Source organism: Streptomyces buecherae, from assembly GCF_014295035.1.
Classification (GTDB): Bacteria; Actinomycetota; Actinomycetes; order Streptomycetales; family Streptomycetaceae; genus Streptomyces; species Streptomyces youssoufiensis.
Genome location: NZ_CP060404.1, coordinates 7,073,363 through 7,099,991, shown reverse-complemented (window position 1 = coordinate 7,099,991; position 26,629 = coordinate 7,073,363). Strand labels below are relative to the sequence as shown.

At 68.9% G+C, this 26,629-nt stretch carries 19 protein-coding genes, 3 rRNA genes and 1 pseudogene; 8 read left to right on the top strand and 15 right to left on the bottom strand.

Annotated features, from left to right (window positions below; translation table 11 throughout):
* Positions 1-404: 404 nt before the first annotated feature.
* Positions 405-1,035: pseudogene (locus tag H7H31_RS35090) on the bottom strand (hypothetical protein); the annotation flags it as partial.
* A gap of 348 nt (positions 1,036-1,383) precedes the next feature.
* Between H7H31_RS35090 and H7H31_RS34875 the strand changes: the two are divergent.
* Entirely contained in the window at positions 1,384-2,601 is a 1,218-nt protein-coding gene (locus H7H31_RS34875) for a hypothetical protein (RefSeq protein WP_187063838.1), read from the top strand.
* Positions 2,602-2,631: 30 nt separating this feature from the next.
* Here H7H31_RS34875 and rrf read toward each other — a convergent pair.
* The 4 genes from rrf to H7H31_RS28310 form a co-directional block, all read right to left on the bottom strand.
* A 5S ribosomal RNA gene (gene rrf / locus H7H31_RS28325) occupies positions 2,632-2,748 on the bottom strand.
* Between the two features lie 132 nt (positions 2,749-2,880).
* Positions 2,881-6,004, bottom strand: a 23S ribosomal RNA gene (locus tag H7H31_RS28320).
* Positions 6,005-6,320: 316 nt separating this feature from the next.
* Positions 6,321-7,847 (bottom strand): 16S ribosomal RNA (locus tag H7H31_RS28315).
* Together the 16S, 23S and 5S rRNA genes form the textbook arrangement of a ribosomal RNA operon.
* Before the next feature lie 550 nt (positions 7,848-8,397).
* Entirely contained in the window at positions 8,398-9,081 is a 684-nt protein-coding gene (locus H7H31_RS28310; RefSeq protein ID WP_187063837.1) for a DNA-3-methyladenine glycosylase, read from the bottom strand.
* Between the two features lie 170 nt (positions 9,082-9,251).
* Here H7H31_RS28310 and H7H31_RS28305 point away from each other — a divergent pair, with 170 nt between their 5' ends.
* Positions 9,252-10,034 carry a sporulation protein gene (locus H7H31_RS28305; protein ID WP_187063836.1) on the top strand — a complete coding sequence of 261 codons (783 nt, stop codon included), beginning with the start codon at positions 9,252-9,254 and terminating at the stop codon, positions 10,032-10,034.
* A gap of 132 nt (positions 10,035-10,166) precedes the next feature.
* Here H7H31_RS28305 and H7H31_RS28300 read toward each other — a convergent pair whose 3' ends face one another.
* Positions 10,167-10,508, bottom strand: a complete 342-nt coding sequence (locus tag H7H31_RS28300) for a barstar family protein (RefSeq protein WP_187063835.1) — start codon at positions 10,506-10,508, stop codon at positions 10,167-10,169.
* A 100-nt stretch (positions 10,509-10,608) separates the two neighbouring features.
* On the opposite strand from H7H31_RS28300, the gene H7H31_RS28295 reads away from it, so the two are divergent.
* Positions 10,609-11,148 (top strand): YbhB/YbcL family Raf kinase inhibitor-like protein, encoded by a 540-nt coding sequence (locus tag H7H31_RS28295; RefSeq protein WP_187063834.1) that lies wholly within the window; start codon positions 10,609-10,611, stop codon positions 11,146-11,148.
* A gap of 327 nt (positions 11,149-11,475) precedes the next feature.
* Positions 11,476-11,979, top strand: a complete 504-nt coding sequence (locus H7H31_RS28290; RefSeq protein ID WP_187063833.1) for an HNH endonuclease — start codon at positions 11,476-11,478, stop codon at positions 11,977-11,979.
* Between the two features lie 112 nt (positions 11,980-12,091).
* Here the strand turns inward: H7H31_RS28290 and H7H31_RS28285 are convergent, their stop codons facing one another.
* The 3 genes from H7H31_RS28285 to H7H31_RS28275 form a co-directional block, all read right to left on the bottom strand.
* Positions 12,092-13,042, bottom strand: coding sequence for an SPFH domain-containing protein (locus H7H31_RS28285; protein ID WP_176160948.1), 951 nt, complete (start codon positions 13,040-13,042; stop codon positions 12,092-12,094).
* A 120-nt stretch (positions 13,043-13,162) separates the two neighbouring features.
* On the bottom strand, positions 13,163-13,594 hold the full coding sequence (locus tag H7H31_RS28280; RefSeq protein WP_187063832.1) for an NfeD family protein: 432 nt from the start codon (positions 13,592-13,594) through the stop codon (positions 13,163-13,165).
* A 128-nt stretch (positions 13,595-13,722) separates the two neighbouring features.
* Positions 13,723-14,514, bottom strand: a complete 792-nt coding sequence (locus tag H7H31_RS28275; protein ID WP_187063831.1) for an ABC transporter ATP-binding protein — start codon at positions 14,512-14,514, stop codon at positions 13,723-13,725.
* A 110-nt stretch (positions 14,515-14,624) separates the two neighbouring features.
* Here H7H31_RS28275 and H7H31_RS28270 point away from each other — a divergent pair, with 110 nt between their 5' ends.
* On the top strand, positions 14,625-15,470 hold the full coding sequence (locus H7H31_RS28270) for a hypothetical protein (protein ID WP_187063830.1): 846 nt from the start codon (positions 14,625-14,627) through the stop codon (positions 15,468-15,470).
* A 186-nt stretch (positions 15,471-15,656) separates the two neighbouring features.
* On the opposite strand, the gene H7H31_RS28265 is transcribed toward H7H31_RS28270, so the two are convergent.
* The 3 genes from H7H31_RS28265 to H7H31_RS28255 form a co-directional block, all read right to left on the bottom strand.
* Positions 15,657-15,896, bottom strand: a complete 240-nt coding sequence (locus H7H31_RS28265; RefSeq protein WP_187063829.1) for a chaplin — start codon at positions 15,894-15,896, stop codon at positions 15,657-15,659.
* Between the two features lie 116 nt (positions 15,897-16,012).
* Positions 16,013-16,642: a response regulator gene (locus H7H31_RS28260; protein ID WP_187063848.1), complete on the bottom strand. Its 630-nt coding sequence runs from the start codon at positions 16,640-16,642 to the stop codon at positions 16,013-16,015.
* A 58-nt stretch (positions 16,643-16,700) separates the two neighbouring features.
* Positions 16,701-17,861 (bottom strand): GAF domain-containing sensor histidine kinase, encoded by a 1,161-nt coding sequence (locus H7H31_RS28255; RefSeq protein ID WP_176160952.1) that lies wholly within the window; start codon positions 17,859-17,861, stop codon positions 16,701-16,703.
* 216 nt (positions 17,862-18,077) lie between these two features.
* Between H7H31_RS28255 and H7H31_RS28250 the strand changes: the two genes are divergently transcribed.
* Positions 18,078-18,779: a nitroreductase family protein gene (locus H7H31_RS28250; protein ID WP_187063584.1), complete on the top strand. Its 702-nt coding sequence runs from the start codon at positions 18,078-18,080 to the stop codon at positions 18,777-18,779.
* Positions 18,780-19,102: 323 nt separating this feature from the next.
* Positions 19,103-19,888: a transglycosylase SLT domain-containing protein gene (locus tag H7H31_RS28245; protein ID WP_187063583.1), complete on the top strand. Its 786-nt coding sequence runs from the start codon at positions 19,103-19,105 to the stop codon at positions 19,886-19,888.
* Between the two features lie 161 nt (positions 19,889-20,049).
* On the opposite strand, the gene H7H31_RS28240 is transcribed toward H7H31_RS28245, so the two are convergent.
* Positions 20,050-22,809, bottom strand: coding sequence for an ABC transporter ATP-binding protein/permease (locus H7H31_RS28240; RefSeq protein WP_187063582.1), 2,760 nt, complete (start codon positions 22,807-22,809; stop codon positions 20,050-20,052).
* A gap of 1,102 nt (positions 22,810-23,911) precedes the next feature.
* On the opposite strand from H7H31_RS28240, the gene serB reads away from it, so the two are divergent.
* Positions 23,912-25,156: a phosphoserine phosphatase SerB gene (gene serB, locus H7H31_RS28235; RefSeq protein ID WP_176160956.1), complete on the top strand. Its 1,245-nt coding sequence runs from the start codon at positions 23,912-23,914 to the stop codon at positions 25,154-25,156.
* A gap of 223 nt (positions 25,157-25,379) precedes the next feature.
* Here the strand turns inward: serB and H7H31_RS28230 are convergent, their stop codons facing one another.
* Positions 25,380-25,898, bottom strand: a complete 519-nt coding sequence (locus H7H31_RS28230) for a SixA phosphatase family protein (RefSeq protein ID WP_176160957.1) — start codon at positions 25,896-25,898, stop codon at positions 25,380-25,382.
* Between the two features lie 395 nt (positions 25,899-26,293).
* Positions 26,294-26,539, bottom strand: coding sequence for a hypothetical protein (locus H7H31_RS28225; protein ID WP_187063585.1), 246 nt, complete (start codon positions 26,537-26,539; stop codon positions 26,294-26,296).
* Positions 26,540-26,629: the final 90 nt, after the last annotated feature.

Sequence of the window (26,629 nt, the reverse complement as noted above, 5' to 3'; positions counted from 1 at the left end):
TCCGCCCTCGGGCGCACACGCGAACGATCAGATGTCGTCGGACCGCCGCTCCGCGGCCTCCTCATCGACGCCACGCGCCTCAGCGGAACCCGCACCCGGCGCGTCCTCACCCGCCGCGACATCACCGTCAACACCGGCACCGGCACCGGCTTCGGCATCGGCATCGGCATCGGCATCGGCATCGGTGCCACGGTCAGCGCTCTCCGCCTCGGCCTCCTCGGCCGGTACGGACTCGGGGTCGAGGTCCGCGCCACGCTCACCGCTCACGTCGCCGCGCTCGTCGTCCACGTCGGTCGCGGCGTCCCGCTCCGCACCATCCTGCTCCGGCACGTCCCGCTCGGCGACCTCGTACGATTCCCGGCCGCGCTCGGCCGGCTCGCCCGCCACCTCGGCGTCCTCGCCTTCCAGGACGTCGACGAACTCCACGCCGTCCAACTCCGCGAGCCGGTCCGAGGCGTCCGTCGTACCACCCTGGTCCGCCTCCAGCGCCTTCGCGAACCACTCGCGCGCCTCGTCCGCACGGTCGACCGCGAGCAGCGCGTCGGCGTACGCGTACCGCAGCCGCGCGGTCCACGGGTGGACGGCGGACGAGGCCAGCTCGGAACTCTGCAACGTCACCACGGCGGCATCGGTCTGGCCCATGTCGCGGCGCGCGCCGGCCGCGACGAGCCGCATCTCCACCTGCCCGGCCCGGTCCAGCTTCTGCACCTCGGGCTCACCGGCCATCGCCAGCGCCCGCTCCGGCCGCCCCATGCCCCGCTCGCAGTCGGCCATGACCGGCCACAGCTCGGCGGAGCCGGTCATCCGACGCGCGGTGCGGAACTCGGCCAGCGCCTCCGCGTACTTCCCGGTCGCGTACGAGGCGAACCCCGCCGCCTCCCGCACGGCCGCCACCCGCGAGGCCAGACGCAGCGCGATCCGCGAGTACGCGTACGCCTGCTCCGGGTCCTCGTCCAGCAGCTTCGCCACCATGACGAGGTTCTTGGCCACGTCCTCGGCCAGGGTCTTCGGCAGGCTCATCAGCTCCTGCCGCACGCTCTTGTCGATCTCGTCGCCGGTCACCTCGTCCGGGATCGGCAACCGTCGTACGGGCTCCCGCTCGCGCTCATCCCGCCGGCCGCCGAAGCCGCCCCGGTCGTCGCGCCGCCCGTGCCCGCCACCGGCCCGGTCGTCACGCCGCCCGTACGAGCCACCTGAGCCACCCGAGCGTTCCCCGTCCCGGTACCGCCCGTAGCCGCCGCCACCGCCGGAGCGCTCCTCCCGCCTTCCGTAGCCGCTGCCACCGCCACCGGCCCGGTCATCGCGCCGGGCGTAGCCGCCACCGGAGCGGTCGTCACGCCGCGGGTACGCGCCGCCGGAACGGTCGTCGCGCTGCCCGCCACCGTGGCCACCCCGGTCGAAGCCCTCGCGCCGGAAGCCGCCGCGCTGGTCGTCGCGGCGCGGTCCGTCGTCGCGGCGCGGTCCGCGATCGCGGTCGTCGCGACGGGGCCCACGGTCACGGTCGTCCGGACGCGGCCCACGCGGCCGGTCGTCACGCCCACGCGCGTCCCGATCACGGTCCCGGTCATCACGACGGAACGGCGGCCGGTCATCACGCCGCGCGAACCCGCCACCACCAGGGCGCCCACCACGCTCGTCATCCCGGTCCCGGCGGAAGCCACCGCGAGCACGGTCGTCGCCGCGCTGCGGCCCACCACGGTCATCCCGACGGTAGCCACCACGGTCGTCATCGCGCCGGAACCCGCCGCGATGGTCATCGCGCCGACCACCCCGGTCGTCATCCCGACGGAAGCCACCACGGTCGTCGTCGCGGCGGAACCCACCGCGGTTGTCGTCCCGATCCCGGCGGAACCCGCCACGGTCACGGTCGTCGCCGCGCTGCGGCCCGCCGCGGTCGTCCCGGCGGTACCCACCACGGTTGTCATCGCGACGGAACCCACCGCGATCGTCGTCCCGACGGAAGCCACCGCGGTTGTCGTCGCGCTGGAAGCCTTCCCGAGCGCCACCACCCTCACGTCGGAAGCCGCCACGCTCGTCGTCCCGGCGCGGACCACGGCTGCGGTCATCGCGCCGCTGGTCTCCGCCCCGGGCATCACGGCGGTCGTCGGGCCGGCCGACCGGTCGCGGCCGGTCCCCGTCCCGCCGGAAGCCGCCGCGCTGGTCGTCACGGCGCGGTCCGTCGTCGCGGCGCGGTCCACGGTCGCGGTCGTCGCGACGGGGCCCACGGTCACGGTCGTCCGGACGCGGCCCACGCGGCCGGTCGCCACGCCCACGCGCGTCCCGATCACGGTCCCGGTCATCACGACGGAACGGCGGCCGGTCATCACGCCGCGCGAACCCGCCACCACCAGAACGCCCACCGCGCTCATCGTCCCGTCGCGGGCCGCTGCTTCCTCGGTCGTCCCGCCGCGCACCGCCAGGGGCACGGAAATCCCGCCGGTCTCCGCCGTCCCGTCGGCGCGGCCCGCGATCCGATCGATCGTCGGGAGAGTTGGTGGACATCGGCGTGACTCCTGTCTTTGGGTACTGCGATCATTCTCGCGCACCGGACTTGGCGGCGCGCTTCGGGCAAAACAAAAAGGACCTGTGGTCCCAGCGTGAACGCTGGGACCACAGGTCCTGTCAAAGATTGTTCGGCGGCGTCCTACTCTCCCACAGGGTCCCCCCTGCAGTACCATCGGCGCTGAAAGGCTTAGCTTCCGGGTTCGGAATGTAACCGGGCGTTTCCCTAACGCAATGACCACCGAAACCCTTTTGGGTTCTAGCGAACAAGCACACTCTTCAATTGAGTAACTTAATGCCTTGAACAACAAGGTTATTAAGTGGTGCACCGGTGCGACTGTTCGCAGTCCGGGAACCACACAGTGAACGCGAGCAACTGAGGACAAGCCCTCGGCCTATTAGTACCAGTCAACTCCACCCCTTACGAGGCTTCCATATCTGGCCTATCAACCCAGTCGTCTACTGGGAGCCTTACCCCATCAAGTGGGTGGGAGCCCTCATCTCGAAGCAGGCTTCCCGCTTAGATGCTTTCAGCGGTTATCCCTCCCGAACGTAGCCAACCAGCCATGCCCTTGGCAGGACAACTGGCACACCAGAGGTTCGTCCGTCCCGGTCCTCTCGTACTAGGGACAGCCCTTCTCAAGACTCCTACGCGCACAGCGGATAGGGACCGAACTGTCTCACGACGTTCTAAACCCAGCTCGCGTACCGCTTTAATGGGCGAACAGCCCAACCCTTGGGACCGACTCCAGCCCCAGGATGCGACGAGCCGACATCGAGGTGCCAAACCATCCCGTCGATATGGACTCTTGGGGAAGATCAGCCTGTTATCCCCGGGGTACCTTTTATCCGTTGAGCGACGGCGCTTCCACAAGCCACCGCCGGATCACTAGTCCCGACTTTCGTCCCTGCTCGACCCGTCAGTCTCACAGTCAAGCTCCCTTGTGCACTTACACTCAACACCTGATTGCCAACCAGGCTGAGGGAACCTTTGGGCGCCTCCGTTACCCTTTAGGAGGCAACCGCCCCAGTTAAACTACCCACCAGACACTGTCCCTGATCCGGATCACGGACCCAGGTTAGACATCCAGCACGACCAGAGTGGTATTTCAACAACGACTCCACACACACTGGCGTGCATGCTTCACAGTCTCCCACCTATCCTACACAAGCCGAACCGAACACCAATATCAAGCTATAGTAAAGGTCCCGGGGTCTTTCCGTCCTGCTGCGCGAAACGAGCATCTTTACTCGTAATGCAATTTCACCGGGCCTATGGTTGAGACAGTCGAGAAGTCGTTACGCCATTCGTGCAGGTCGGAACTTACCCGACAAGGAATTTCGCTACCTTAGGATGGTTATAGTTACCACCGCCGTTTACTGGCGCTTAAGTTCTCAGCTTCGCCAACCCGAAAGTCAGCTAACCGGTCCCCTTAACGTTCCAGCACCGGGCAGGCGTCAGTCCGTATACATCGCCTTACGGCTTCGCACGGACCTGTGTTTTTAGTAAACAGTCGCTTCTCGCTGGTCTCTGCGGCCACCCCCAGCTCACACTGCAAAAGTGATCACCAGAAATGGCCCCCCTTCTCCCGAAGTTACGGGGGCATTTTGCCGAGTTCCTTAACCATAGTTCACCCGAACGCCTCGGTATTCTCTACCTGACCACCTGAGTCGGTTTAGGGTACGGGCCGCCATGAAACTCGCTAGAGGCTTTTCTCGACAGCATAGGATCATCCACTTCACCACAATCGGCTCGGCATCAGGTCTCACCCTCATGTCATCCGGATTTACCTGGACAACGGGCTACACCCTTACCCCGGGACAACCACCGCCCGGGCTGGACTACCTTCCTGCGTCACCCCATCACTTACCTACTACCCCCTAGGGTCAGCGGCTCCACCACTCCCCTCAACTCCGAAGAGATCAGGGCGGCTTCACGGCCTTAGCATCAGAAGATTCAGTATTGGGCGCTTCAAAGCGGGTACCGGAATATCAACCGGTTGTCCATCGACTACGCCTGTCGGCCTCGCCTTAGGTCCCGACTTACCCTGGGCAGATCAGCTTGACCCAGGAACCCTTAGTCAATCGGCGCACACGTTTCCCACGTGTGAATCGCTACTCATGCCTGCATTCTCACTCGTGAACCATCCACAACTCGCTTACGCGGCTGCTTCACCCGGCACACGACGCTCCCCTACCCAACCCAGCCCTCGTTGGAGGTACATGCTGGATTGACACGACTTCGGCGGTACGCTTGAGCCCCGCTACATTGTCGGCGCGGAATCACTTGACCAGTGAGCTATTACGCACTCTTTCAAGGGTGGCTGCTTCTAAGCCAACCTCCTGGTTGTCTCTGCGACTCCACATCCTTTCCCACTTAGCGTACGCTTAGGGGCCTTAGTCGATGCTCTGGGCTGTTTCCCTCTCGACCATGGAGCTTATCCCCCACAGTCTCACTGCCGCGCTCTCACTTACCGGCATTCGGAGTTTGGCTAAGGTCAGTAACCCGGTAGGGCCCATCGCCTATCCAGTGCTCTACCTCCGGCAAGAAACACACGACGCTGCACCTAAATGCATTTCGGGGAGAACCAGCTATCACGGAGTTTGATTGGCCTTTCACCCCTAACCACAGGTCATCCCCCAGGTTTTCAACCCTGGTGGGTTCGGTCCTCCACACGGTCTTACCCGCGCTTCAACCTGCCCATGGCTAGATCACTCCGCTTCGGGTCTTGAGCGTGCTACTCCAACGCCCTATTCGGACTCGCTTTCGCTACGGCTCCCCCACACGGGTTAACCTCGCAACACACCGCAAACTCGCAGGCTCATTCTTCAAAAGGCACGCAGTCACGACCATGCATGTAAACACACATAGCGACGCTCCCACGGCTTGTAGGCACACGGTTTCAGGTACTATTTCACTCCGCTCCCGCGGTACTTTTCACCATTCCCTCACGGTACTATCCGCTATCGGTCACCAGGGAATATTTAGGCTTAGCGGGTGGTCCCGCCAGATTCACACGGGATTTCTCGGGCCCCGTGCTACTTGGGTGTCGTACAAGCAAGCCATAGATGTTTCAGCTACGGGGGTCTTACCCTCTACGCCGGGCCTTTCGCATGCCCTTCGCCTACACCTACGGTTTCTGACTCACCCGACGACCGGCAGATCATCGAAGTACGATCCCACAACCCCAACCACGCAACCCCTGCCGGGTATCACACATGACTGGTTTAGCCTCATCCAGTTTCGCTCGCCACTACTCCCGGAATCACGGTTGTTTTCTCTTCCTGCGGGTACTGAGATGTTTCACTTCCCCGCGTTCCCTCCACATACCCTATATATTCAGGTACGGGTGACAGCCCATGACGACTGCCGGGTTTCCCCATTCGGACACCCCCGGATCAAAGCTCGGTTGACAGCTCCCCGGGGCCTATCGCGGCCTCCCACGTCCTTCATCGGTTCCTGGTGCCAAGGCATCCACCGTGCGCCCTTAAAAACTTGGCCACAGATGCTCGCGTTCACTGTGCAGTTCTCAAACAACGACCAGCCACCCACCACCCCACCCTCAACAGGCGAGTTCACTGGGACCGGCAACCGAAGACCCAGCCTCACGGCCATGCCCTCAGACACCCAACAGCGCGCCCAACACAAGGTCACCGCTCTGGCGCGTTCCACGCTCCGAAGAGCAGTACTAGCAACCATCACAAGACCCCATGCCGAATAGTCAACGTTCCACCCATGAGCAACCAGCGTCGAACACTCGCCGACGAACTGGCTCTTGGACCACCAAGCAGAACCTGGCAGTCAAAGTGCTCCTTAGAAAGGAGGTGATCCAGCCGCACCTTCCGGTACGGCTACCTTGTTACGACTTCGTCCCAATCGCCAGTCCCACCTTCGACAGCTCCCTCCCCAAGGGGTTGGGCCACCGGCTTCGGGTGTTACCGACTTTCGTGACGTGACGGGCGGTGTGTACAAGGCCCGGGAACGTATTCACCGCAGCAATGCTGATCTGCGATTACTAGCGACTCCGACTTCATGGGGTCGAGTTGCAGACCCCAATCCGAACTGAGACCGGCTTTTTGAGATTCGCTCCACCTCACGGCATCGCAGCTCATTGTACCGGCCATTGTAGCACGTGTGCAGCCCAAGACATAAGGGGCATGATGACTTGACGTCGTCCCCACCTTCCTCCGAGTTGACCCCGGCAGTCTCCTGTGAGTCCCCATCACCCCGAAAGGCATGCTGGCAACACAGAACAAGGGTTGCGCTCGTTGCGGGACTTAACCCAACATCTCACGACACGAGCTGACGACAGCCATGCACCACCTGTACACCGACCACAAGGGGGCGACCATCTCTGGCCGTTTCCGGTGTATGTCAAGCCTTGGTAAGGTTCTTCGCGTTGCGTCGAATTAAGCCACATGCTCCGCCGCTTGTGCGGGCCCCCGTCAATTCCTTTGAGTTTTAGCCTTGCGGCCGTACTCCCCAGGCGGGGAACTTAATGCGTTAGCTGCGGCACGGACGACGTGGAATGTCGCCCACACCTAGTTCCCAACGTTTACGGCGTGGACTACCAGGGTATCTAATCCTGTTCGCTCCCCACGCTTTCGCTCCTCAGCGTCAGTATCGGCCCAGAGATCCGCCTTCGCCACCGGTGTTCCTCCTGATATCTGCGCATTTCACCGCTACACCAGGAATTCCGATCTCCCCTACCGAACTCTAGCCTGCCCGTATCGAATGCAGACCCGGGGTTAAGCCCCGGGCTTTCACATCCGACGTGACAAGCCGCCTACGAGCTCTTTACGCCCAATAATTCCGGACAACGCTCGCGCCCTACGTATTACCGCGGCTGCTGGCACGTAGTTAGCCGGCGCTTCTTCTGCAGGTACCGTCACTCTCGCTTCTTCCCTGCTGAAAGAGGTTTACAACCCGAAGGCCGTCATCCCTCACGCGGCGTCGCTGCATCAGGCTTTCGCCCATTGTGCAATATTCCCCACTGCTGCCTCCCGTAGGAGTCTGGGCCGTGTCTCAGTCCCAGTGTGGCCGGTCGCCCTCTCAGGCCGGCTACCCGTCGTCGCCTTGGTAGGCCATCACCCCACCAACAAGCTGATAGGCCGCGGGCTCATCCTGCACCGCCGGAGCTTTCCACCACCAACCATGCGATCGGTAGTCATATCCGGTATTAGACCCCGTTTCCAGGGCTTGTCCCAGAGTGCAGGGCAGATTGCCCACGTGTTACTCACCCGTTCGCCACTAATCCACCACCGAAGCGGCTTCATCGTTCGACTTGCATGTGTTAAGCACGCCGCCAGCGTTCGTCCTGAGCCAGGATCAAACTCTCCATGAATGCCTCCGGGATATCCCGGCACACACACACGATAAGAGCGGAACACCGATCGGAATAAGATCGATGCTCACAGCGTCCTCGCTGTGTCGCCCCCCAACCCGTTGAAGGTGTCGGGAGGACTTTTCAAAGGAACCTCGTCCCCAACAGTGTTGGGAGACGGGGTATCAACATATTTGGCGTTGACTTTTGGCACGCTGTTGAGTTCTCAAGGAACGGACGCTTCCTTCGGTCCCGTTTCACCGGGCCCTCCGGGCGCTTCCCTTCGGTGCTTCCAACCTTACCAGATCCTTTTTCCTGCCGTTTCCGGTGGGAATTTGTTTCCGGTCCCCTGTTGGAGCGGGGTTTGTTTCGCGCCTTCCGGCGTGTCCACTACGTTAGCGGATTTCCCCCGAGCCTCATAATCGAAGCTTTCGAATCGAATTCCGGCATGCCGAAATCCATCCCAGTCTGGGGAGCCGTGCAGTAGTGGTTTTTTACCGCTCAGGTGGCGTCTGCATGATCGTTACGATCGCGCCGACAGCGCTGCCCTTCTCAAGCGGCTCGGGCTACGTTAGGCGCCCGGCCGCCTCGCGTCAAGCTTCGTCGCCGATGCTGAGCGATTGCGGCGTCGGGGAGCGTGCGCGCGGTAGGGGCTGACCGTCGGGTCGTCGGCGATCCAGAAGCGCCAGGGATGGGTCGCTCCCTCCCCTCCCACTCCCGTACGCGGGCCGCTCAGCACGTGGTCGGCGGGGACCGGGTCACCGTGCAGGACGCTCAGGGGAGCCTGTGGCCCGGCGCAGACGTCGGTGCCGTTCAGTACGCGGCCCACGTCGAGCGCCGTGGCCAGCCGCGCCGGGCCCTGGGCCAGCTCTCGGTCCTTGCGGGCGGCGGCACGTCGCGGGCGGGCCAGCTCCTGGCCACGGATGATCTCGCCCGCGCGCAGCAGCACGCCGCTCGGGGTGCCCTCGGCACCGCACACCAGGTTGAGGCAGTGCCACATGCCGTACGTGAAGTACACGTAGGCGTGGCCGGGCGGGCCGAACATCGACGCGTTGCGCTCGGTGCGCCCCCGATAGCAGTGCGAGCCGGGGTCGGAGGCCCCCGCGTACGCCTCCACTTCCGTGAGGCGCACCTCGATCGGCCCCTGTGGCGTCGTGCGGACGAGTATCCGGCCGAGCAGGTCGGGGGCCACCTGGAGCACGGGGCGGTCGAAGAAGGAACGGTCGAGCGGCGTACGGTCACATCCCACAGTCACGCGCTCCGAGGGTACGGGACCGCGGTGCGAACCTTGGAGTGCGCGCGGCGAGCTGCCAGGGTGTGTGGCGCGGAACCGGCCGACACGGTTTCGCGTGAGTACCGATCGAGCCGATCGATACACATCACGATGAGGCGACGAGAGTCCGTCGCGTCCTGGGGAGGAAGAACATGGGCTTCAAGAAGCTGCTCGCGAGCCTGGGGGCCGGCGGCGCCTCGGTGGAGACGGTGCTCACCGAGGAGAACGTCGTACCCGGCGGCGTGGTCCAGGGCGAGGTCCGCATCCAGGGTGGTTCCGCGGCTCAGCAGATCGAGGGGCTCTCCGTCGGGCTCCAGGCCAGGGTCGAGGTCGAGGGCAACGACCAGGAGACCAAGCAGGACATCGAGTTCACCAAGCAGACCCTCGGCGGGGCCTTCGAGGTGCAGCCCGGCGCGGTGCACGCCGTGCAGTTCGCGCTGGAGGTCCCGTGGGAGACGCCGGTGACGACGTTCCTGGGGCGTCACCTCACCGGCATGAACATCGGGGTGACCACGGAGCTGGCCATCGCCCGGGCCGTCGACAGCAGCGACCTCGACCCGATCAGCGTGCACCCGCTCCCCGCCCAGCAGGCCATTCTCGACGCGTTCGGGAGTCTGGGCTTCAGCTTCAAGAGTGCCGACCTGGAGCGCGGTCACATCCGCGGCACGCGGCAGCGGCTCCCCTTCTACCAGGAGATCGAGTTCTACGCCCCGCAGCAGTACCGGGGGCTGAACCAGGTCGAGCTGACCTTCATCGCCGACGACCGGTCGATGGACGTCGTACTGGAGATGGACAAGAAGCCCGGTCTGTTCACCGAGGGCAGCGACTCCTACCGCGCCTTCACGGTGGAGCTGTCCAACTACCAGGGCACCGACTGGGCGGCCTACCTCAACCAGTGGCTGGCCGACGTGGGCGGCAAGCGCAACTGGCTCTGACGTCGCCACGGTGCTGGCCGTGAGCCTCTGACGTCGGCGACGCGCCCGTTGTCCGGGTGTCGCGCGGGGCGTGCGCCGACCGGGTCGGGGCACGCCCCGCGCGTCGTGTGCGCGCCGGTTTCCGGGGCCGGCCTACTCCTGGTCGTCGAAGGTCACCGTCAGCGGCGTGTCCCCGGGCGCCCAGTACTCGATGGCGTCCGCCAGCACGTCGGCCGCGGTGCGGGCCGTTTCGGGGGCGGCGGCGCGGAACCGCTGCCAGCCGCGTATCCGGATCTCGTAGCCGTTGGGCCGCCCCCACCAGGACAGGTCGCGCAGGCAGTCGTCGAGGGCGTCCCAGTTGTGGCCGAACCACTCGGGGAGGGCCAGGTCACGGGCGCAGCGGTCGAGGAACGTCGGCTCGTCGCGCACGCCGTCGAGGTCGAGTTCCGCACGGTGCGGGCCGGTGCTGGGGGTGCCGGGCTCAGATGCGGTCATGTGGGACATCGTCGCAGCCCGCGCGCCCGCCCGCGGCGGACGATCTCGCTACGCTGGCCGTGATCGCACAGTCGCGTGAGCCGAGCAGAGAGGATTCGACGTGTCCGAGCAGAACCGGCGCCCGCTCCCCCATGACTTCCACCCCGCGGTGCCCTCGTTCACCGTGCAGAGCGACGACGTGACCCACGGCGGTGTGCTGAAGGACGACCAGGTGTTCAGCGGCGGCAACCGCTCGCCGCACCTGCGCTGGTCGGGCTTTCCCGAGGGGACGAAGAGCTTCGCCGTCACCTGCTTCGACCCGGACGCGCCGACCGGCAGCGGGTTCTGGCACTGGTCGCTCTTCGACATCCCGGCCGACGTGACCGAGCTGTCCGCCGGCGCGGGCAGCGAAGGCTTCCCCGGGCTGCCGGCGGGGGCGGTGCACGTACGGAACGACTACGGCACCCGGGACTTCGGTGGCGCCGCGCCGCCGCCGGGTGACGGCTCACACCGCTACGTGTTCACGGTGTACGCCGTGGACACCGAGAAGCTGGGCCCGGACGCGGACGCGTCGCCGGCCGTGGTGGGCTTCAACCTGCGCTTCCACACGCTGGGGCGCGCCCAGTTGATCGGCGAGTACGAGGCGCCCTCCGAGGGCTGAGTGACGCCGCCCCGCGGGAGTGGGCCGGGCGCGGAGTCGCTCGGCCGACCGGGGCGGGCGGTGAGCGGTGTGAGGGGCGGGCCCGGGTGGGTCCGCCCCGCTCGCGTGTCCCGGACCCGCGCCACGCGAGCGGGCTCAGGGTGCGGTGGGCCGGGGGTGCGGTGGCCCATCTCCGGGGCGGTGTGCGGGAGTTCGGGAGGTCGGGGCGGGTGCCGAGCGGCCCTCGCGCGCGGGATCGCGCGTGAAATTGCGTTGTCCTCCCCCGCTCGCGCGTCCAGAGTTGTGCCGTGCCCGAAGGGGGCAGGCCGGACGCGGGAGGTGTGGGGGATGCGCGAGACTCTGGTGCTCAACGCCAGCTTCGAGCCGCTGTCGACGGTGACGCTGCGGCGTGCGGTGGTGTTGGTGCTACAGGAGAAGGCCGTGGTCGAGCAGGCCCACCCGGAGCTGCGGGTGCGGGCCGCCACGGTGGAGTTGCCCATGCCGCGGGTGATCAGGCTGAGCCGGTACGTACGGGTGCCGTTTCGAAGACGGGCGCCGTGGTCGCGGCGCGGGGTGCTGGTCAGGGACCGGCACCGGTGCGCGTACTGCGGTCGCCGGGCGACGACCGTGGACCATGTGGTGCCACGGTCGCGCGGGGGCGGTGATACCTGGCTGAATACCGTCGCTTCGTGTGCGGAGGACAATCACCGCAAGGCGGACCGTACGCCGGAGCAGGCGGGGATGCGGCTGCTGCGTACGCCGTACGAGCCGTCGCCGTCGGACGCGCTGGTGCTGGCGCTCGGGGGCACGGGGCGGGGTGCGCTGCCGGACTGGCTGCCGGTGCCTGCCTGAGCCCGCGCCCAGAGTGCGGACATGGCGCGCGACATGGCGCGGGGCCCCGACGTCGAACGCCGGGGCCCCGCGCCTCACTGTCCCTCGTGTCCCCACTGCCGTGGGGCGCCGGTCAGTCGATCCTGGGCTGTTCGCGACGCGGGGCGGGCGCGGCCTCCGTACCGCCACCGCCGCCGTTGCCACCGCCGCCCGGGCCGAAGTTGCCGAGCGCGCCGCCGAGGCCCTTGAGGGCGTCGCCGATCTCGCTGGGCACGATCCAGAGCTTGTTGGCATCGCCTTCGGCGATCTTCGGCAGCATCTGGAGGTACTGGTACGAGAGCAGCTTCTGGTCCGGGTCGCCGGCGTGGATGGACTCGAAGACCGTACGGATCGCCTGTGCCTCACCCTCGGCGCGCAGCGCGGCGGCCTTGGCCTCACCTTCGGCGCGGAGGATGGAGGACTGCTTCTCACCCTCGGCGCGGAGGATCTCCGACTGCCGGACACCCTCGGCCTGGAGGATCGCGGCGCGCTTGTCACGGTCGGCGCGCATCTGCTTCTCCATCGAGTCCTGGATGGAGGTCGGCGGCTCGATCGCCTTGAGCTCGACGCGGTTGACGCGGATGCCCCACTTGCCGGTGGCCTCGTCGAGCACGCCGCGCAGGGCCGCGTTGATCTCCTCGCGGGAGGTCAGGGTCCGCTCCAGGTCCATGCCGCCGATGATGTTGCGCAGCGTGGTGACGGTGAGCTGCTCGATGGCCTGGATGTAGCTGGCGACCTCGTAGGTGGCCGCGCGGGCGTCGGTGACCTGGTAGTAGATGACCGTGTCGATGTTGACCACCAGGTTGTCCTGGGTGATCACCGGCTGCGGCGGGAAGGGGACCACCTGCTCGCGCAGGTCGACGCGGTTGCGGACGGAGTCGATGAACGGGACGACGATGTTCAGCCCGGCGTTGAGGGTCCGCGTGTAGCGCCCGAAGCGTTCGACGATGGCCGCGCTGGCTTGCGGGATGACCTGGATCGTCTTGATCAGGGCGATGAACACGAGCACCACCAGGATGATCAGGACGATGATGATCGGTTCCACAGTGGCTCCCCGTGCCCTTCGGTTGTCGGTCGATCTTGGATAGGTGAGTCTGTCAGATCAGCGCACCGCCGCGCAGCTTCGCCGCCGCTCTGACGGCGGCCTCCGCCCCACGCGTACGGCTCACATCACGACGGCCGTTGCTCCGTCGATCTCCACCACATCGACCTGCTGGCCCGGCTCGTACGCCTGACCTGTGTCGAAGGCACGGGCGGACCAGACCTCGCCCGCGAGTTTGATGCGTCCCCCGTCACCGTCAACGCGCTCAAGCACGACGGCCTGACGACCCTTCAGGGCGTCGATTCCGCTGGCGTGCGCGGGGCGTTGGGATCGGTTGCGCGCGGCTATCGGGCGTACGACGGCCACGAGGGCGACCGAGACGACGACGAAGACGACGACTTGGAGCACGATGCCACCACCCAGCGCGGCGGTGATCGCGCCAGCGACGGCGCCCACGGCGAACATCCCGAACTCGGGCATCGCCGTCAGTACGAGAGGAATTCCCAGTCCGACGGCGGCGATCAGCCACCACACCCATGCGTCCACGTGGTTCATGGTAGTTCTCGGCCCGCACCGGGGACAGGGGACCGCTCACTCCACGCCATCGTGAGTCGACCGCTGTCCGGTGCACGGACCTCGGCCCCGCGCTCCGCCGCGGCGACGGGGCCGCTACCGGCGTCGGGTCACTTCAGCGGCAGGCCCTGCGCGGTCCACCGGTCGCCCCGGCGCTCGACCACGAGCGGCAGCCCGAAGCAGTGCGAGAGATTGCGGGAGTTCAGCTCGGTCTCCATGGGGCCGGCGGCCAGCACCTCGCCCTGGCGGATCATCAGGACGTGGGTGAAGCCGGGGGCGATCTCCTCGACGTGGTGCGTGACCATGATCATGGAGGGCGCGTACGGGTCGCGGGCCAGCCGGCCGAGGCGGCGTACGAGGTCCTCGCGCCCGCCGAGGTCGAGGCCGGCGGCGGGCTCGTCGAGCAGCAGGAGTTCGGGGTCGGTCATCATGGCGCGGGCGATCAGGGTGCGCTTGCGCTCGCCCTCGGAGAGGGTGCCGAACTTGCGGTCGAGGTACTCGCTCATGCCCAGCCGGTCGAGGAAGGCGCGGGCGCGGTCCTCGTCCACGGCCTCGTAGCTCTCCCGCCAGGAGGCGGTCATGCCGTACGCGGCGGTGAGGACCGTCTGCAGCACCGTCTGGCTGCGCGGCAGCTTGTCGGCCACGCCGATGCCGGCCATGCCGATGCGCGGGCGGAGTTCGAAGACGTCGACGCCGCCGAGCTTCTCGCCGAGGATCTGCACCGCGCCGGTGGTGGGGAAGAGATAGCTGGAGGCGATGTTGAGCAACGTCGTCTTGCCCGCGCCGTTGGGGCCGAGGATCACCCAGCGTTCCCCTTCGGCGACCGACCACGAGACATGGTCCACCAGAGCCCGGCCGTCGCGGACCACGGATACGTCCACCAGCTCCAGAACATCGCTCATGAGCGCGTTGTCTCCCATTGCAGTCTCGTCATGTCGCGTGTGCCGGCGGGCACAGCTCGCAGTCAAAACCTACGCCACCCGTTGTCGGTGCCAGTCCTTAGGCTGGTGGCATGCTCGACGAACCTCGCTCAGGACGCCTGGCCGCGTGGGGAAACGCCCTGCTTGCCGGACTTGTCTCACCTGATGACGCGGCGCACCGTATCACCGGCACGGATGCGTCACACCGCGTCGTGGACCTGCCGGAGAGATCCGCCCCGCCCGGCGCCGCGCCGGACCCCGCGCCGGTGGGCCTGACCCTCGCGATAGGGCGGCTGCGCGCACTGGGCGCCACCGGCCTGTGCGTGGCGCTGCCCGTGGCGGGGCACCCGCTCGGGCTGAGCGGACCGCCGGAGTTCAACGCGCGGGCGCTGGAGGCCGGGGAGGCGGTCATCGCGGTGGGCGTGGGCCTCGGCCTGGTGCCCGACGTCCACCGGGCGGGGCCGCGGGAGGTGGGCGTGGACGGCGGCCCGGTCTCCGAGAGCGACGTGCACACCGAGGTGCTCTGGCGCTGTCTGCCGGTGCGCGAGGCGCCGCCGGCCGACGTGCCGTCGCTGGGCGAGGCGGAGCGGGAGCTGGCCGAGGCGCTGCGGGAGGCGACGGAGGCGCTGGCCCGGCTGAACGTGGCGGGGTCCGGTCCGGTCGCGGCGGCGGCCCTGGAGGCGTACCGGGCGCGCGCCGAGCGGGGGCGCGAGGTGCTGGCCCCGGGCTATCCGCCGCGCGCGGTGCGCGTGCTGGAGCTGGCGCAGCGGGTGGGGGCGTTGGTGGACATCGCGTACGGGCCGGAGCACGGCGGCGCGGTGAGCGCGTCCGAGATCGCGGCGCGCTCCGAGGCGCTGCGCCCGGTGGAACGCACGGCGCGCCGGGCCCAGGTGGCCGCGTACAACGCGTACGTGGAGCAGCGGCTGCGGCAGGCGTAGCCGCGCCGGCCGGTCACCCCTTGCCCGTCGGGGCGGTCGGCGGGCGAAGCGGTCCGGCCCCGCGACGGTCGCCGCGGGGCCGGTGGTGCTGGGAGAAGCGCGCGGAAGGCGGCGGGCGTGGATAGCGCCCCTGGTCGGGCCGTTATCGACCCGTACCAGGAGCGCCGAAGTGCCGCGGTTCCGCGATCAGATGTTGGTGCAGAAGTTCCCGAAGGTGGGGTTGAGAACCCCGACGACGTCCACCGAGTTGCCGCAGGCGTTGACCGGCACGTGCACCGGGACCTGGACCTGGTTGCCGGAGCCCACGCCCGGCGAGGCCGTGGCCGCGCCCCGCGCCGCGGAGTCGGCCGACGCGACGCCCGCCCCGGCCATGGCGAGGCCGCCCATCATGATCGTTACGGCGGCGGCCCTCTTGATGTTCTTCACTGCTGAACCCTTCTCGGCTTTCGCCGCGGCGAACCACCGCGGCGTGCACTGGAGAACGGCCAACCGCCGGAGGAGTTGCGCCTGCGCTCCGTCGATCACACGACCGTATGAAATTCTCAGTCGCCCACCCCGTGACGGACGGCCCACAGGGCGGCCTGCGTGCGGTCGGCGAGGTCGAGCTTCATCAGGATGTTCGAGACGTGGGTCTTCACGGTCTTCTCGGAGAGCACCAGGGCGCGGGCGATCTCCCGGTTGGAGCGGCCGTCCGCGATCAGGGCCAGCACCTCGCGCTCCCGGTCGGTGAGCGAGGCGCCGCGGCCCTGGCCGCCGCCCGCCTCCTCCTGCGAGAGCAGCGCCCCGGCCACCTCCGGCTGGAGCAGCACGTGCCCGGCGTACACCGAGCGGATGGCGCCGGCGAGGGCGTCGGGGTCCACGTCCTTGTACACGTAGCCGGCCGCGCCGGCGCGCAGGGCCGGGACGACGGTGCGCTGCTCGGTGAAGCTGGTCACGACCAGCACGCGGGCCGGGTTCTGTAGCTCGCGCAGCCGGCGCAGCGCCTCGATCCCGTCGGTGTCCGGCATCTTGACGTCCATCAGGACGACGTCGGGGCGCAGTTCCTCGGCGCGGGCCACGCCCTCGGCGCCGTCGGACGCCTCGCCGACCACCTCGATGTCGTCCTGGACCTCGAGGAAGGTGCGCAGCCCGCGGCGTACCACCTGGTGGTCGTCGACGAGCAGCACCGAGATGCGCTGGCGTTCGGGGCGCGGTGGGTGGGCCGCCGCGGTCTGCTCTGTGCTCTCCGGCTCAGCCACCGGGCACCTCCATCTCGATCAGGGTGCCCTTGCCGGGCGCGGATTCCACGGTGAGCGCGCCGCCGACGGCCGCCGCCCGGTCGCGCATGGAGACCAGGCCGAGGTGACGGCCGGCGCGGCGGACGGCCGAGGGGTCGAAGCCCCGCCCGTCGTCGCGTACGGACAGCAGCGCGCCGCTGGCGCCGTGCCGAGCGAGCGTGACTTCGACGCGGGAGGCCCCGGCGTGCCGGAGCGCGTTGTGCAGGGCCTCCTGGGCGACCCGTAGCAGCGCCTCCTCCTGGGCGGAGGGCAGCGCGCGCACGCCGTGCGCGGAGAAGGTGACCCGGGTGCTCTGGGCGCGGTCGAGGACCTGGGTCTGGGTACGCAGCGTGGCGACGAGGCCGTCCTCGTCGAGCGCGGCCGGGCGCAGCTCCACCACGGCGGCGCGCAACTCGTCGGCCGCCTCCGCGGCCAGCGCCGTGACCTGCTGGAGCTCGCTCCTGGCGCGGTCGGGGTCGCGGTGCACGAGGGCGGTGGCGGCCTGGGCGGTCAGGCGCAGCGAGAACAGCTTCTGGGCGACGGCGTCGTGCAGCTCGTGCGCGAGGCGGGCGCGTTCGCCCGCGATGGTCAGCTCGCGGCTGCGCTCGTAGAGCCGGGCGTTGGTGAGGGCGATGGCGGCGTGCTGGGCGAGGATGCCCAGGAGTTCCTCGTCCTCCGCGGTGAAGCCGCAGCCGCCGGTGGGCCTCGGGCACTGCTTGTTGGCGAGGAAGAGGGCGCCGAGGACCTCGTCGCCGTCGGCGATGGGCAGGCCCAGGAAGTCGGACATCTCGGGGTGGGCGTCGGGCCAGCCCTCGAACCGGGGGTCGGTGCGGACGTCGGCGAGGCGCTGCGGCGTCGCGTCCTTGAGCATCGCGGCGAGGATGCCGTGCTGGCGCGGGAGCGGGCCGATGGCCTTCCACTGCTTCTCGCTGACGCCGTCCACGACGAACTGTGCGAAGCCGCCGTGGTCGTCGGGGACCCCGAGCGCCGCGTACCTGGCGTTCAGCAGCTCGCGGGCGGAGACGACGATCGTCTTGAGGACGTCGCGGACCTCCAACTGCCGGTTCATGGCGAGCAGCGCGGTGCTCACGGCCGCCAGCCCGGTTCCGGGGCCGATTCCCGGTCCTTTGGTCATGGCTTCACCGTACCGGCGTGATCAGCGGGCCGTATCGGGCCGGCGGCGGCCGGTGATTAGGCCGTGGGACCTAGGCCGTTGGACCCTGCGCCGGGCGGGGCCGGGCGGCGGACGCTGGAGCGGGATGCGGGGTCGTACGGGGTTCGAGGGGCGGGTGGGGCGGCGAATTCTCGTATCCGGCCCGCATTCCGGGCGGGGCGGAGTCAGACTCGGCATATGTCTGTACCTACGCGGAACTGGACCCCCACCCACGGCGACCCCTACCAGCCGGTCCCCTACCGCCCCGCGCGGATGGACCCGGCACAGTCCCTGGAGCGCGCCGCCGAGCTGCGGCGCCGGATGGACGAGCGCAGGACCGTACGACAGTTCTCCACCGATCCGGTGCCCGAGCAGGTGGTGCGCGACGCCATCGCCTGCGCGGCCACCGCGCCCTCCGGGGCGCACCAGCAGCCCTGGACGTTCGTCCTGGTCAAGGACCCGGAGGTGCGGCGCAGGATCAGGGAGGCGGCGGAGGAGGAGGAACGCCGCTCCTACGAGGGGCGGCTCGGCGAGGAGTGGCTCGCGGCGCTGCGACCGCTCGGCACGGACGAGGTCAAGCCGCACCTGACGGACGCGCCGCACCTCGTCATCGTCTTCCAGCAGCGCTACTGGCTGGGCGAGGACGGCACCAAGCGCAAGCACTACTACGTGGACGAGTCGGTGGGCATAGCGGTGGGCATGCTGCTGTCCGCGCTGCACCTGGCGGGGCTGGCCGCGCTGATCCACACGCCGAGCCCCATGCGGTTCCTGTCCCAGGTGCTGGGGCGGCCGGAGAACGAGAAGGCGTTCGCCGTCATCCCGGTCGGCTACCCGGCTGACGACTGCGCGGTGCCCGACCTGGTGCGCAAGTCGCTGTCCCAGGTCCTGGTCGAGATCTAGACCGTCCACTTTCGGTACGCGCCCGCTCACACCGGGCCACCTCACGGGGGGTCCGGTGTGAGCCCGCGCATAGGACCGAGATCACCTACGAATGGGATTAGTTGAATTCCCATGGCCTCGCACGGGGAAAATAGCCGCGATCGAGGGCTCTCGATAACCCCCCTTTGCCACGAAGCCAGATAGTACGTCACACCTTTGCCAGGGGATTTTCCAACCGCTAACAATTGCGGAGTCGCACGGCGCCGTCATCAGACGCGGCGCTCTTCTTCTGCGCCGACGTCACGGCGACTGCGACCCCCGCGATTGGAAGAGGTTTTCTCCGCATGCTCGTCCCCAGCATTCGTGGTTATCACCGCCTGCCCAAGGCCCATAAGCTTTCCGCCGCCGGCATCGCCGCTACCGGTGTCGTCGCCATCGCCTTCGCCGCCGTCCCCAGCGACGCCCACGCCGAGTCGAACGCGACCCCGTCCGTGCAGAGCGTCGCCGTGAACCAGGCCGCCTTCGGTGGCAAGGCGCTGTCCTCCGGCGTCCCGCAGCAGGCGCAGTCCGACCTGCCGCGCACCGCGGCCGTCGAGGCCCTGCAGAAGGCCGCCCAGGACAAGAGGAAGGCCGCCGCCGAGGCGGTGCGCTCCGAGCAGACCCGGGCCGCCGCCGACATGCAGACGGCCAGGGAGCGCAGCGCGGCGCAGAGTGCGGCCAAGGAGCGTTCCACCCAGAGCGCGGCCAAGGAGCGCTCCGGCAAGACCGCCAGCCGTTCGGCGCCCCGCAAGGCGGCTCCGGTCACCTACTCCGACAACCTCGACGGTTGGATCAAGGAATCGCTGGCCATTCTCAAGAAGAACGGTATTCCGGGCACCTACGAGGGCATTCACCGCAACATCATGCGTGAGTCCAGCGGTAACCCGCGGGCGATCAATGACTGGGACGTGAACGCCATCGCCGGCATTCCCTCCAAGGGCCTGCTCCAGGTGATCCCGCCGACCTTCAAGGCGTTCCACGTCGAGGGCACGTCCTGGGACATCTACGACCCGGTCGCCAACATCACGGCCGCCTGCAACTACGCGGCCCAGAAGTACGGCACCATGGACAACGTCGACTCGGCGTACTGAGCCGACGTTCGGCCACCCGCCGAATCCGGCGGCGCGGGCCCACCGCTCACGGCCCGCGCCAGCAGGCGGCACCTGTTCCATCACGCGCCGCAGGGCGGCACCCTCCCCGGGGTGCCGCCCTGCGGCGTTCGTATGGCCCGCGCGAGCCGGCGGCCGGGGCGCTACTTGCGCATGACCTCCGGTTCGTGGCGGCGCAGCAGCCGGGCGACGGCGAAGCCGCAGGCGACGCCGAGCGCGATCAGCGCGAGCATGTCGATGGTCCACTGGCCGACCGAGTGCTCCCACAGCGGGTCGAGGTCGTTCGGCTGCTTGCGGTCCCAGGGCGCCATGACGTGCGAGAGGTCCAGCGTCGCGCCCGAGGCGCCGATGGCCCAGCGCGAGGGCATCAGGTACGCGAACTGCTCGATGCCGAGCGAGCCGAAGATCTTGAACAGCACGCCGGTGAAGACGACCTGCACGATCGCGAACATCACGAGCAGCGGCATGGTCTTCTCGGCCGTCTTCACCAGCGCGGAGATGACCAGGCCGAACATCATCGAGGTGAAGCCGAGGGCGATGATCACCAGGCACAGTTCGACGGCGGGCGGGAAGATCAGGCCCTCGTCCGGCAGGTCGCGGGTGGAGAAGCCGATCGCGCAGATGATCACGCCCTGGAGCGCGGTGATCAGGCCCAGCACGATGACCTTGGACATCAGGTAGGCGGACCGGGACAGGCCGACGGCCCGTTCCCGCTCGTAGATCACCCGTTCCTTGATCAGCTCTCGTACGGAGTTGGCGGCGCCGGAGAAGCACATGCCGACCGCGAGGATCAGCATGATCGTGCCAGCGTCCTGGTTGAACTGGCCCTTGGGCCCGGCGACCAGACCGTAGTCGGAGGGGATGACCACGCTGACCGCGCCGAGCACCGCCGGCAGGATGATCATGAGGCCGATGAACCCGCGGTCGGAGGCGATCACCGACACGTAGCGGCGCATCAGGGTCCACAACTGCGAGGCCCAGCTCTGCGGCTTCTGCGTGCGGGCCGGCGGCGGCTGGACGTGCACCGACTGCGGGGCGACGGCGTCGATGTCGGCCGCGTACATCTGGAAGTGCTGCGAGCCGCGCCAGCGGCCGGCCCAGTCGTAGTCGCGGTAGTTCTCGAAGGCCGAGAAGACGTCGGCCCAGGTCTCGTAGCCGAAGAAGTTGAGCGCCTCCTCCGGCGGGCCGAAGTAGGCGACGGACCCGCCGGGGGCCATGACCAGCAGCTTGTCGCACAGCGCCAGCTCGGCCACGGAGTGCGTGACGACGAGCACGGTACGGCCGTCGTCGGCCAGGCCGCGCAGCAACTGCATCACGTCGCGGTCCATGCCCGGGTCGAGGCCCGAGGTCGGCTCGTCCAGGAAGATCAACGACGGCTTGGTCAGCAGTTCGAGGGCGACGGACACGCGCTTGCGCTGACCGCCGGAGAGCGAGGTGACCCGCTTGTCGGCGTGGATGTCGAGCTTGAGCTCGCGCAGCACCTCGCCGATCCGCGCCTCGCGCTCGGCCTCGGCGGTGTCGCCGGGGAAGCGGAGCTTGGCCGCGTACCGCAGCGCCTTCTTGACCGTGAGTTCCTTGTGCAGGATGTCGTCCTGCGGAACGAGTCCGATGCGCTGCCGCAGCTCGGCGAACTGCTTGTACAGGTTCCGGTTGTCGTAGAGGACGTCACCCTGGTCGGCCGGGCGGTAGCCGGTGAGCGCCCGCAGCAGGGTGGACTTGCCGGAGCCGGACGGGCCGATGACGGCGACCAGCGACTTCTCGGGAACGCCGAAGGTGACGTCCTTGAGGATCTGCTTGCCGCCGTCGACCGTCACGGTCAGGTGGCGGGCCGAGAAGGAGACCTCGCCGGTGTCGACGAACTCCTCAAGGCGGTCGCCGACCAGCCGGAAGGCCGAGTGACCGACGCCGACGATGTCGCTGGGGCCGATGATCTGGCGGCGGACCGGCTGACCGTTGACGTAGGTGCCGTTGTGACTGCCGAGGTCGACGATCTCGAACCGGCCGTCGGCCATGGCCCGGAACTCGGCGTGGTGCCGGGAGACCTGGAGGTCCGAGACGACGAGTTCGTTCTCCAGCGCACGACCGATCCGCATCACGCGGCCGACGGCGATCTGGTGGAACGTGGTCGGGCTGCGGTCCCCGTGCACCGGGGCGCCCCCCGCGCCCGGCCCGGACTGGCCGGGGAAGCCCTGCGGCGCCTGCTGGTGGGGGTGCTGGACCTTCTGCACCGGGTGCTGCTGCGGCTGAGCGGACTGTGCGTGTGGCGCCTGCTGCTGGTGTTGCGGTGGCACCTGCTGGTGCTGTTGCGCCTGCTGCGCGGGGTGCTGGTGCTGCGGCGCCTGCGGGGGCTGTGCGTGCGGAGTCTGCTGCTGCCCGTGGAACTGCTGCGGCGGGACCGCTTGGTGGTGGGCCGCGTGCTGGGGCGGAACGGCCTGTTGGGGATGTTGGGGCTGCGGGGCCTGCTGCCATCCCTGCTGTTGCCCGGCGGACTGCCAGCCCGCGGGCTGCTGCGGCGCGGCGGCCTGCTGCTGCCCGGCTATCCCGTGCTGAGCGGCGTAGCCGCCGGCTCCCGGATGGGCGTCGGGCCCGGCGGCCATGGCCGCGCCGGTGAAGTTCAACCGCGGCCCGTCGGAGGCGTTTCCGAGGTGAATGGTCGTACCCGGGCTGATCTCCAGGTGCTGGACGCGCTGGCCCTGCGCGTAGGTGCCGTTGGTGCTGCCGTGGTCCTCGATGGCCCAACCGCGCCCGTTCCAGTGCACGGTGGCGTGCCGCCACGAGACCCGGGCGTCCTCCAGCACCACGTCGCCCTGCGGATCGCGCCCGAGGCTATAGGACCTGGACGGGTCCAGCGTCCAGGTCTGTCCATTCAATTCCAGTACGACTTCCGGCACTCCATGCCCCAATTACTTGTCCCCCGAGTTACCCCCTGTGGCAGGGAGTCTAGGGATGGCGAACATCGTGAGGAACTATTTCAGGCTCGGTCCCCCAACGGAAAGTCGGGCCTTGCCACGGCCCTGTAACGGGTGACGCCCAGTACGGAGAAAGACCCCCGGAGAGGAATAAGAACCCACGGATGCGTACGGACCATACGTATCCGGGCAATTGGCGGGCCCGGCCCGGCCGTTGTCGCGCGGGCCGAACCGGCGCCGAGCACCGGGCGACGGGTGGCGGGCGGCCCGACTCGCCGCGGCCCACGGCCTCCCGGCGCGGCCACGCGGGGCCGGGCGCCCGGCACGGGTCGGGAAGCACGTCGGCATCGGCGCCGGCGGGCATCGCGCCCGTAACAGCGGCGTTTTCCACCGACGCGGTCCCCTCGCGTCCGACGGCGCAACGATACGGTCACGATCGACGTCGTGTGTTACGCGCGTAAGACGCGTGAGGCACGCGTGATGATTTCCGCGCAGTCGCCGAAGGCGATGTCGGCAAAATCCCCGGCAAAGGGCGCGCCGCGTGAACTCCGGGTCGCCGCCGATTTCGGCGATATTGACCGCGGACCCACATGATCGAATCCCCCGCCACGTCGCGTACCGCGGCCCGTCGACTATCCCCCGATCCGCCGTGTCCCCGACCCGGGCTCGCGCGCGACGGCACATGCTCCGCCGCCTCCCGACTTCGCTCACGTGGCACCCGCCCCACACCGCTCGCCATCCGTCGCCGGGCGCCTGTCACCGTCCCCTGCCACCTGCCACCTGCCACCTGCCACCTGCCACCTGCCACCTGGACGCTCCGGAGCGTCCAGGTCCGCCCGCGCGGAACGGACCAGCGGCCCCGGGCCCGCCCCTCCGTCACGTGTGGCCCAGGCGTCGCAGCACGGGGTGTCGGACCCGGCGAGCGGTGGGGCGATCTTTGGCGTACCCCGTCTACGTCACCGCGCAGACGGGGTCAGACCGTACCGAAACGGAACCTCACACACTGGTAACGGTCCGGCGACCAGTGGCCGTACGACTGTCCGCGGTCCGGACAGGCGGACGACAGATGTCCCTGGCCCGCTACCGTGGAAACACCATGAGCACACCGCAGACCACCCCCGTCACGTCCGTTACCGGCGACGACGTGCCCACTCTCCTCGTCAAGATCTTCGGCAAGGACCGCCCCGGCATCACCGCCGGGCTCTTCGACACGCTCGCCGCCTTCGACGTTGATGTGATCGATCTGGAGCAGGTCGTCACCCGTGGCCGGATAGTGCTGTGCGCGCTCGTCACAGCTCCCGACGAGAAGGGCGCCACGGCCGGCGAACTCCGCTCGACCGTGCACAGCTGGGCGGACGCGCAGCGCCTCCAGGCCGAGATCATCTCCGGCATCGGCGACAACCGGCCACGCGGCACCGGGCGCTCGCACGTCACGGTGCTCGGCCACCCGCTGACCGCCGAGTCGACCGCGGCCATCGCCGCCCGCATCACCGGCGTCGGCGGCAACATCGACCGTATCTTCCGACTCGCCAAGTACCCGGTGACCGCCGTGGAGTTCGCGGTGTCCGGCACCGAGACCGAGCCGCTGCGCACGGCCCTCGCACTGGAGGCCGCGGCGCTCGGCGTGGACGTCGCCGTGGTGGCCTCCGGGCTCCAGCGACGCGCGCAGCGGCTGGTGGTGATGGACGTGGACTCGACGCTCATCCAGGACGAGGTGATCGAACTCTTCGCGGCGCACGCGGGCTGTGAAGCCGAGGTCGCCGAGGTGACGGCGCGCGCGATGCGCGGCGAGTTGGACTTCGAGGAGTCGCTGCACGAGCGGGTCGCGCTGCTCGCCGGGCTCGACGAGTCCGTGGTGGACAAGGTCCGGGCCGAGGTGCGCCTCACGCCCGGGGCGCGGACCCTGATCCGTACGCTCAAGCACCTCGGCTACCAAGTGGGCGTGGTCTCCGGCGGGTTCACGCAGGTCACCGACGACCTCAAGGAACGGCTCGGACTCGCCTTCGCCGCGGCGAACACCCTTGAGGTGGTGGACGGCAAGCTCACCGGGCGCGTCATCGGCGACGTCGTGGACCGGGCGGGCAAGGCGGCCCTGTTGCGCCGGTTCGCCGCCGAGGCCGGGGTGCCGCTGGCGCAGACCGTGGCCATCGGCGACGGCGCGAACGACCTGGACATGCTCAACGCGGCGGGGCTCGGCGTCGCCTTCAACGCCAAGCCGGTCGTCCGCGAGGCGGCACACACCGCCGTCAACGTGCCCTTCCTGGACACCGTTCTCTACCTGCTCGGCATCACCCGCGAAGAGGTCGAGGCCGCGGAGACGCACTCGCCCGAGGACGCGTAACCCTCCGCTACGCACCGGGCCCACCCCGTCACGTACGGGATACGAGGCGGCTGCGGCCCTCCGCCAGCCGGTGGTCCGGCGGCGGAGGGCCGCTCGCTCGTGAGGCCGCTCGCTCAGGCGGGGTGGGCAGCGCCGCCCGGCGGCCCGCCCGGCGGGGGCGGGCCCGAGGCGGTGGGCGGCGTCGGGCTGGCCGCGCGCACCGCGTCGGGGCGGCGGCGGGTCCTTACTCCTGCGGCGACCAGTAGGCGGTGAGGCGGCCCACGCCGTGCTCGACCGACTTCCACGTGCCCTGGAAGGTCAGCACCGCGATGGCCGCGGTCGGGAAGCCGGCACGGTTCATCCGCGCCAGGGCGTCGCCCTCGGCGTCGCCGGCCAGCGCGTCGGCCAGGGCGTGCATGCCGGGGTTGTGGCCCACGAGCAGGAGCTCGTTGACGTCCTCGGCGGTCTCGTTGACCAGGGCGATGAGCTCGCCCAGCGACGCCTCGTACATCCGGTCCTCGTAGACCGTCCTGGGGCGCTGCGGCAGCTCGTGCACCGCGAGCTTCCACGTCTCACGGGTACGAACCGCGCTGGAGCAGAGGGTAAGTTCCGGAGCGATGCCGGCCGAGGCGAGCCAGCGACCGGCGGCCGGGGCGTCCCTGCGGCCACGCTCCGCGAGGGGCCGCTCATGATCGGATTCTTGGGACCAGTCGGCCTTCGCATGTCGGAAAATGACGATCCTGCGGGGAACATCGACGCTCATGTCGTCCAGCTTCGCATGAAACGCGCCGTAAGGCGCGGGGTGTTGGGACGCGCACTCGGTACGGGGGACGGCGCCCAGGACCCCGTGTTACCGGGCATGCGCGCTGGTACGAGGCGGGTGCGGGGACAGAACCGGCTGCCACGTGCGGCGGGATCGGCTCGGCGGTGGGGCGGGGGCAGGTTCAACGGGACCGCACACCACCGATGTGCGGAGTCGTGCGCTCCGCGGCTCCTCGCGCGGGCGTGCGCGGCCCGCGAGGCCCGCTCCCGGCACGCGGCCCGGTCGTCGCGGAGGCTGGCCGTCGCGGCGCGGGGCGCGGGCGGCCCGGGTCCGGCGCGGCACTGGGCTGGGCTGGGGCGGGGGGCGGGGCTCCACCGCCGGCCGGCGGCGCCGGCTCAGGACAGGAGCTGGACTATCGAGTCGCGCAGCAGGATCACGAACCGCGTCACGTGTCCCGTGCTCCCCTCGGCCGCCTGCGCGTCGGAGGGGCCGGCGAGCAGCAACAGCAGCGCGGCGAAGACCACGGCGGGCAGCGCGATGGCCCACCAGGGAAGCTCCACCTCCCGTACGGCCGGCTGCTCGGCGCCGGTGGCCCGCGCGCGGTCGGACCGTCCGGCGTGGCTGTACGCAGGGGCTGCCATGGGGATCGCCTCCGGGGAACGATGGGGCGGCGCGACCGCCTGCCACGGCCACGCCCACCGCTGTGCGCGGTGTACATCGAACCTACGAAA

What these genes read in the sequence shown, in the direction of transcription:
- H7H31_RS28305 (WP_187063836.1), top strand. Translation starts at nt 9,252, where the DNA reads ATGGGCTTCAAGAAGCTGCTCGCGAGCCTGGGGGCCGGCGGCGCCTCG.
- H7H31_RS28300 (WP_187063835.1), bottom strand. Translation starts at nt 10,508, where the DNA reads ATGACCGCATCTGAGCCCGGCACCCCCAGCACCGGCCCGCACCGTGCG.
- H7H31_RS28290 (WP_187063833.1), top strand. Translation starts at nt 11,476, where the DNA reads ATGCGCGAGACTCTGGTGCTCAACGCCAGCTTCGAGCCGCTGTCGACG.
- H7H31_RS28280 (WP_187063832.1), bottom strand. Translation starts at nt 13,594, where the DNA reads ATGAACCACGTGGACGCATGGGTGTGGTGGCTGATCGCCGCCGTCGGA.
- H7H31_RS28275 (WP_187063831.1), bottom strand. Translation starts at nt 14,514, where the DNA reads ATGAGCGATGTTCTGGAGCTGGTGGACGTATCCGTGGTCCGCGACGGC.
- H7H31_RS28270 (WP_187063830.1), top strand. Translation starts at nt 14,625, where the DNA reads ATGCTCGACGAACCTCGCTCAGGACGCCTGGCCGCGTGGGGAAACGCC.
- H7H31_RS28255 (WP_176160952.1), bottom strand. Translation starts at nt 17,861, where the DNA reads ATGACCAAAGGACCGGGAATCGGCCCCGGAACCGGGCTGGCGGCCGTG.
- H7H31_RS28250 (WP_187063584.1), top strand. Translation starts at nt 18,078, where the DNA reads ATGTCTGTACCTACGCGGAACTGGACCCCCACCCACGGCGACCCCTAC.
- H7H31_RS28245 (WP_187063583.1), top strand. Translation starts at nt 19,103, where the DNA reads ATGCTCGTCCCCAGCATTCGTGGTTATCACCGCCTGCCCAAGGCCCAT.
- serB (WP_176160956.1), top strand. Translation starts at nt 23,912, where the DNA reads ATGAGCACACCGCAGACCACCCCCGTCACGTCCGTTACCGGCGACGAC.
- H7H31_RS28230 (WP_176160957.1), bottom strand. Translation starts at nt 25,898, where the DNA reads ATGAGCGTCGATGTTCCCCGCAGGATCGTCATTTTCCGACATGCGAAG.
- H7H31_RS28225 (WP_187063585.1), bottom strand. Translation starts at nt 26,539, where the DNA reads ATGGCAGCCCCTGCGTACAGCCACGCCGGACGGTCCGACCGCGCGCGG.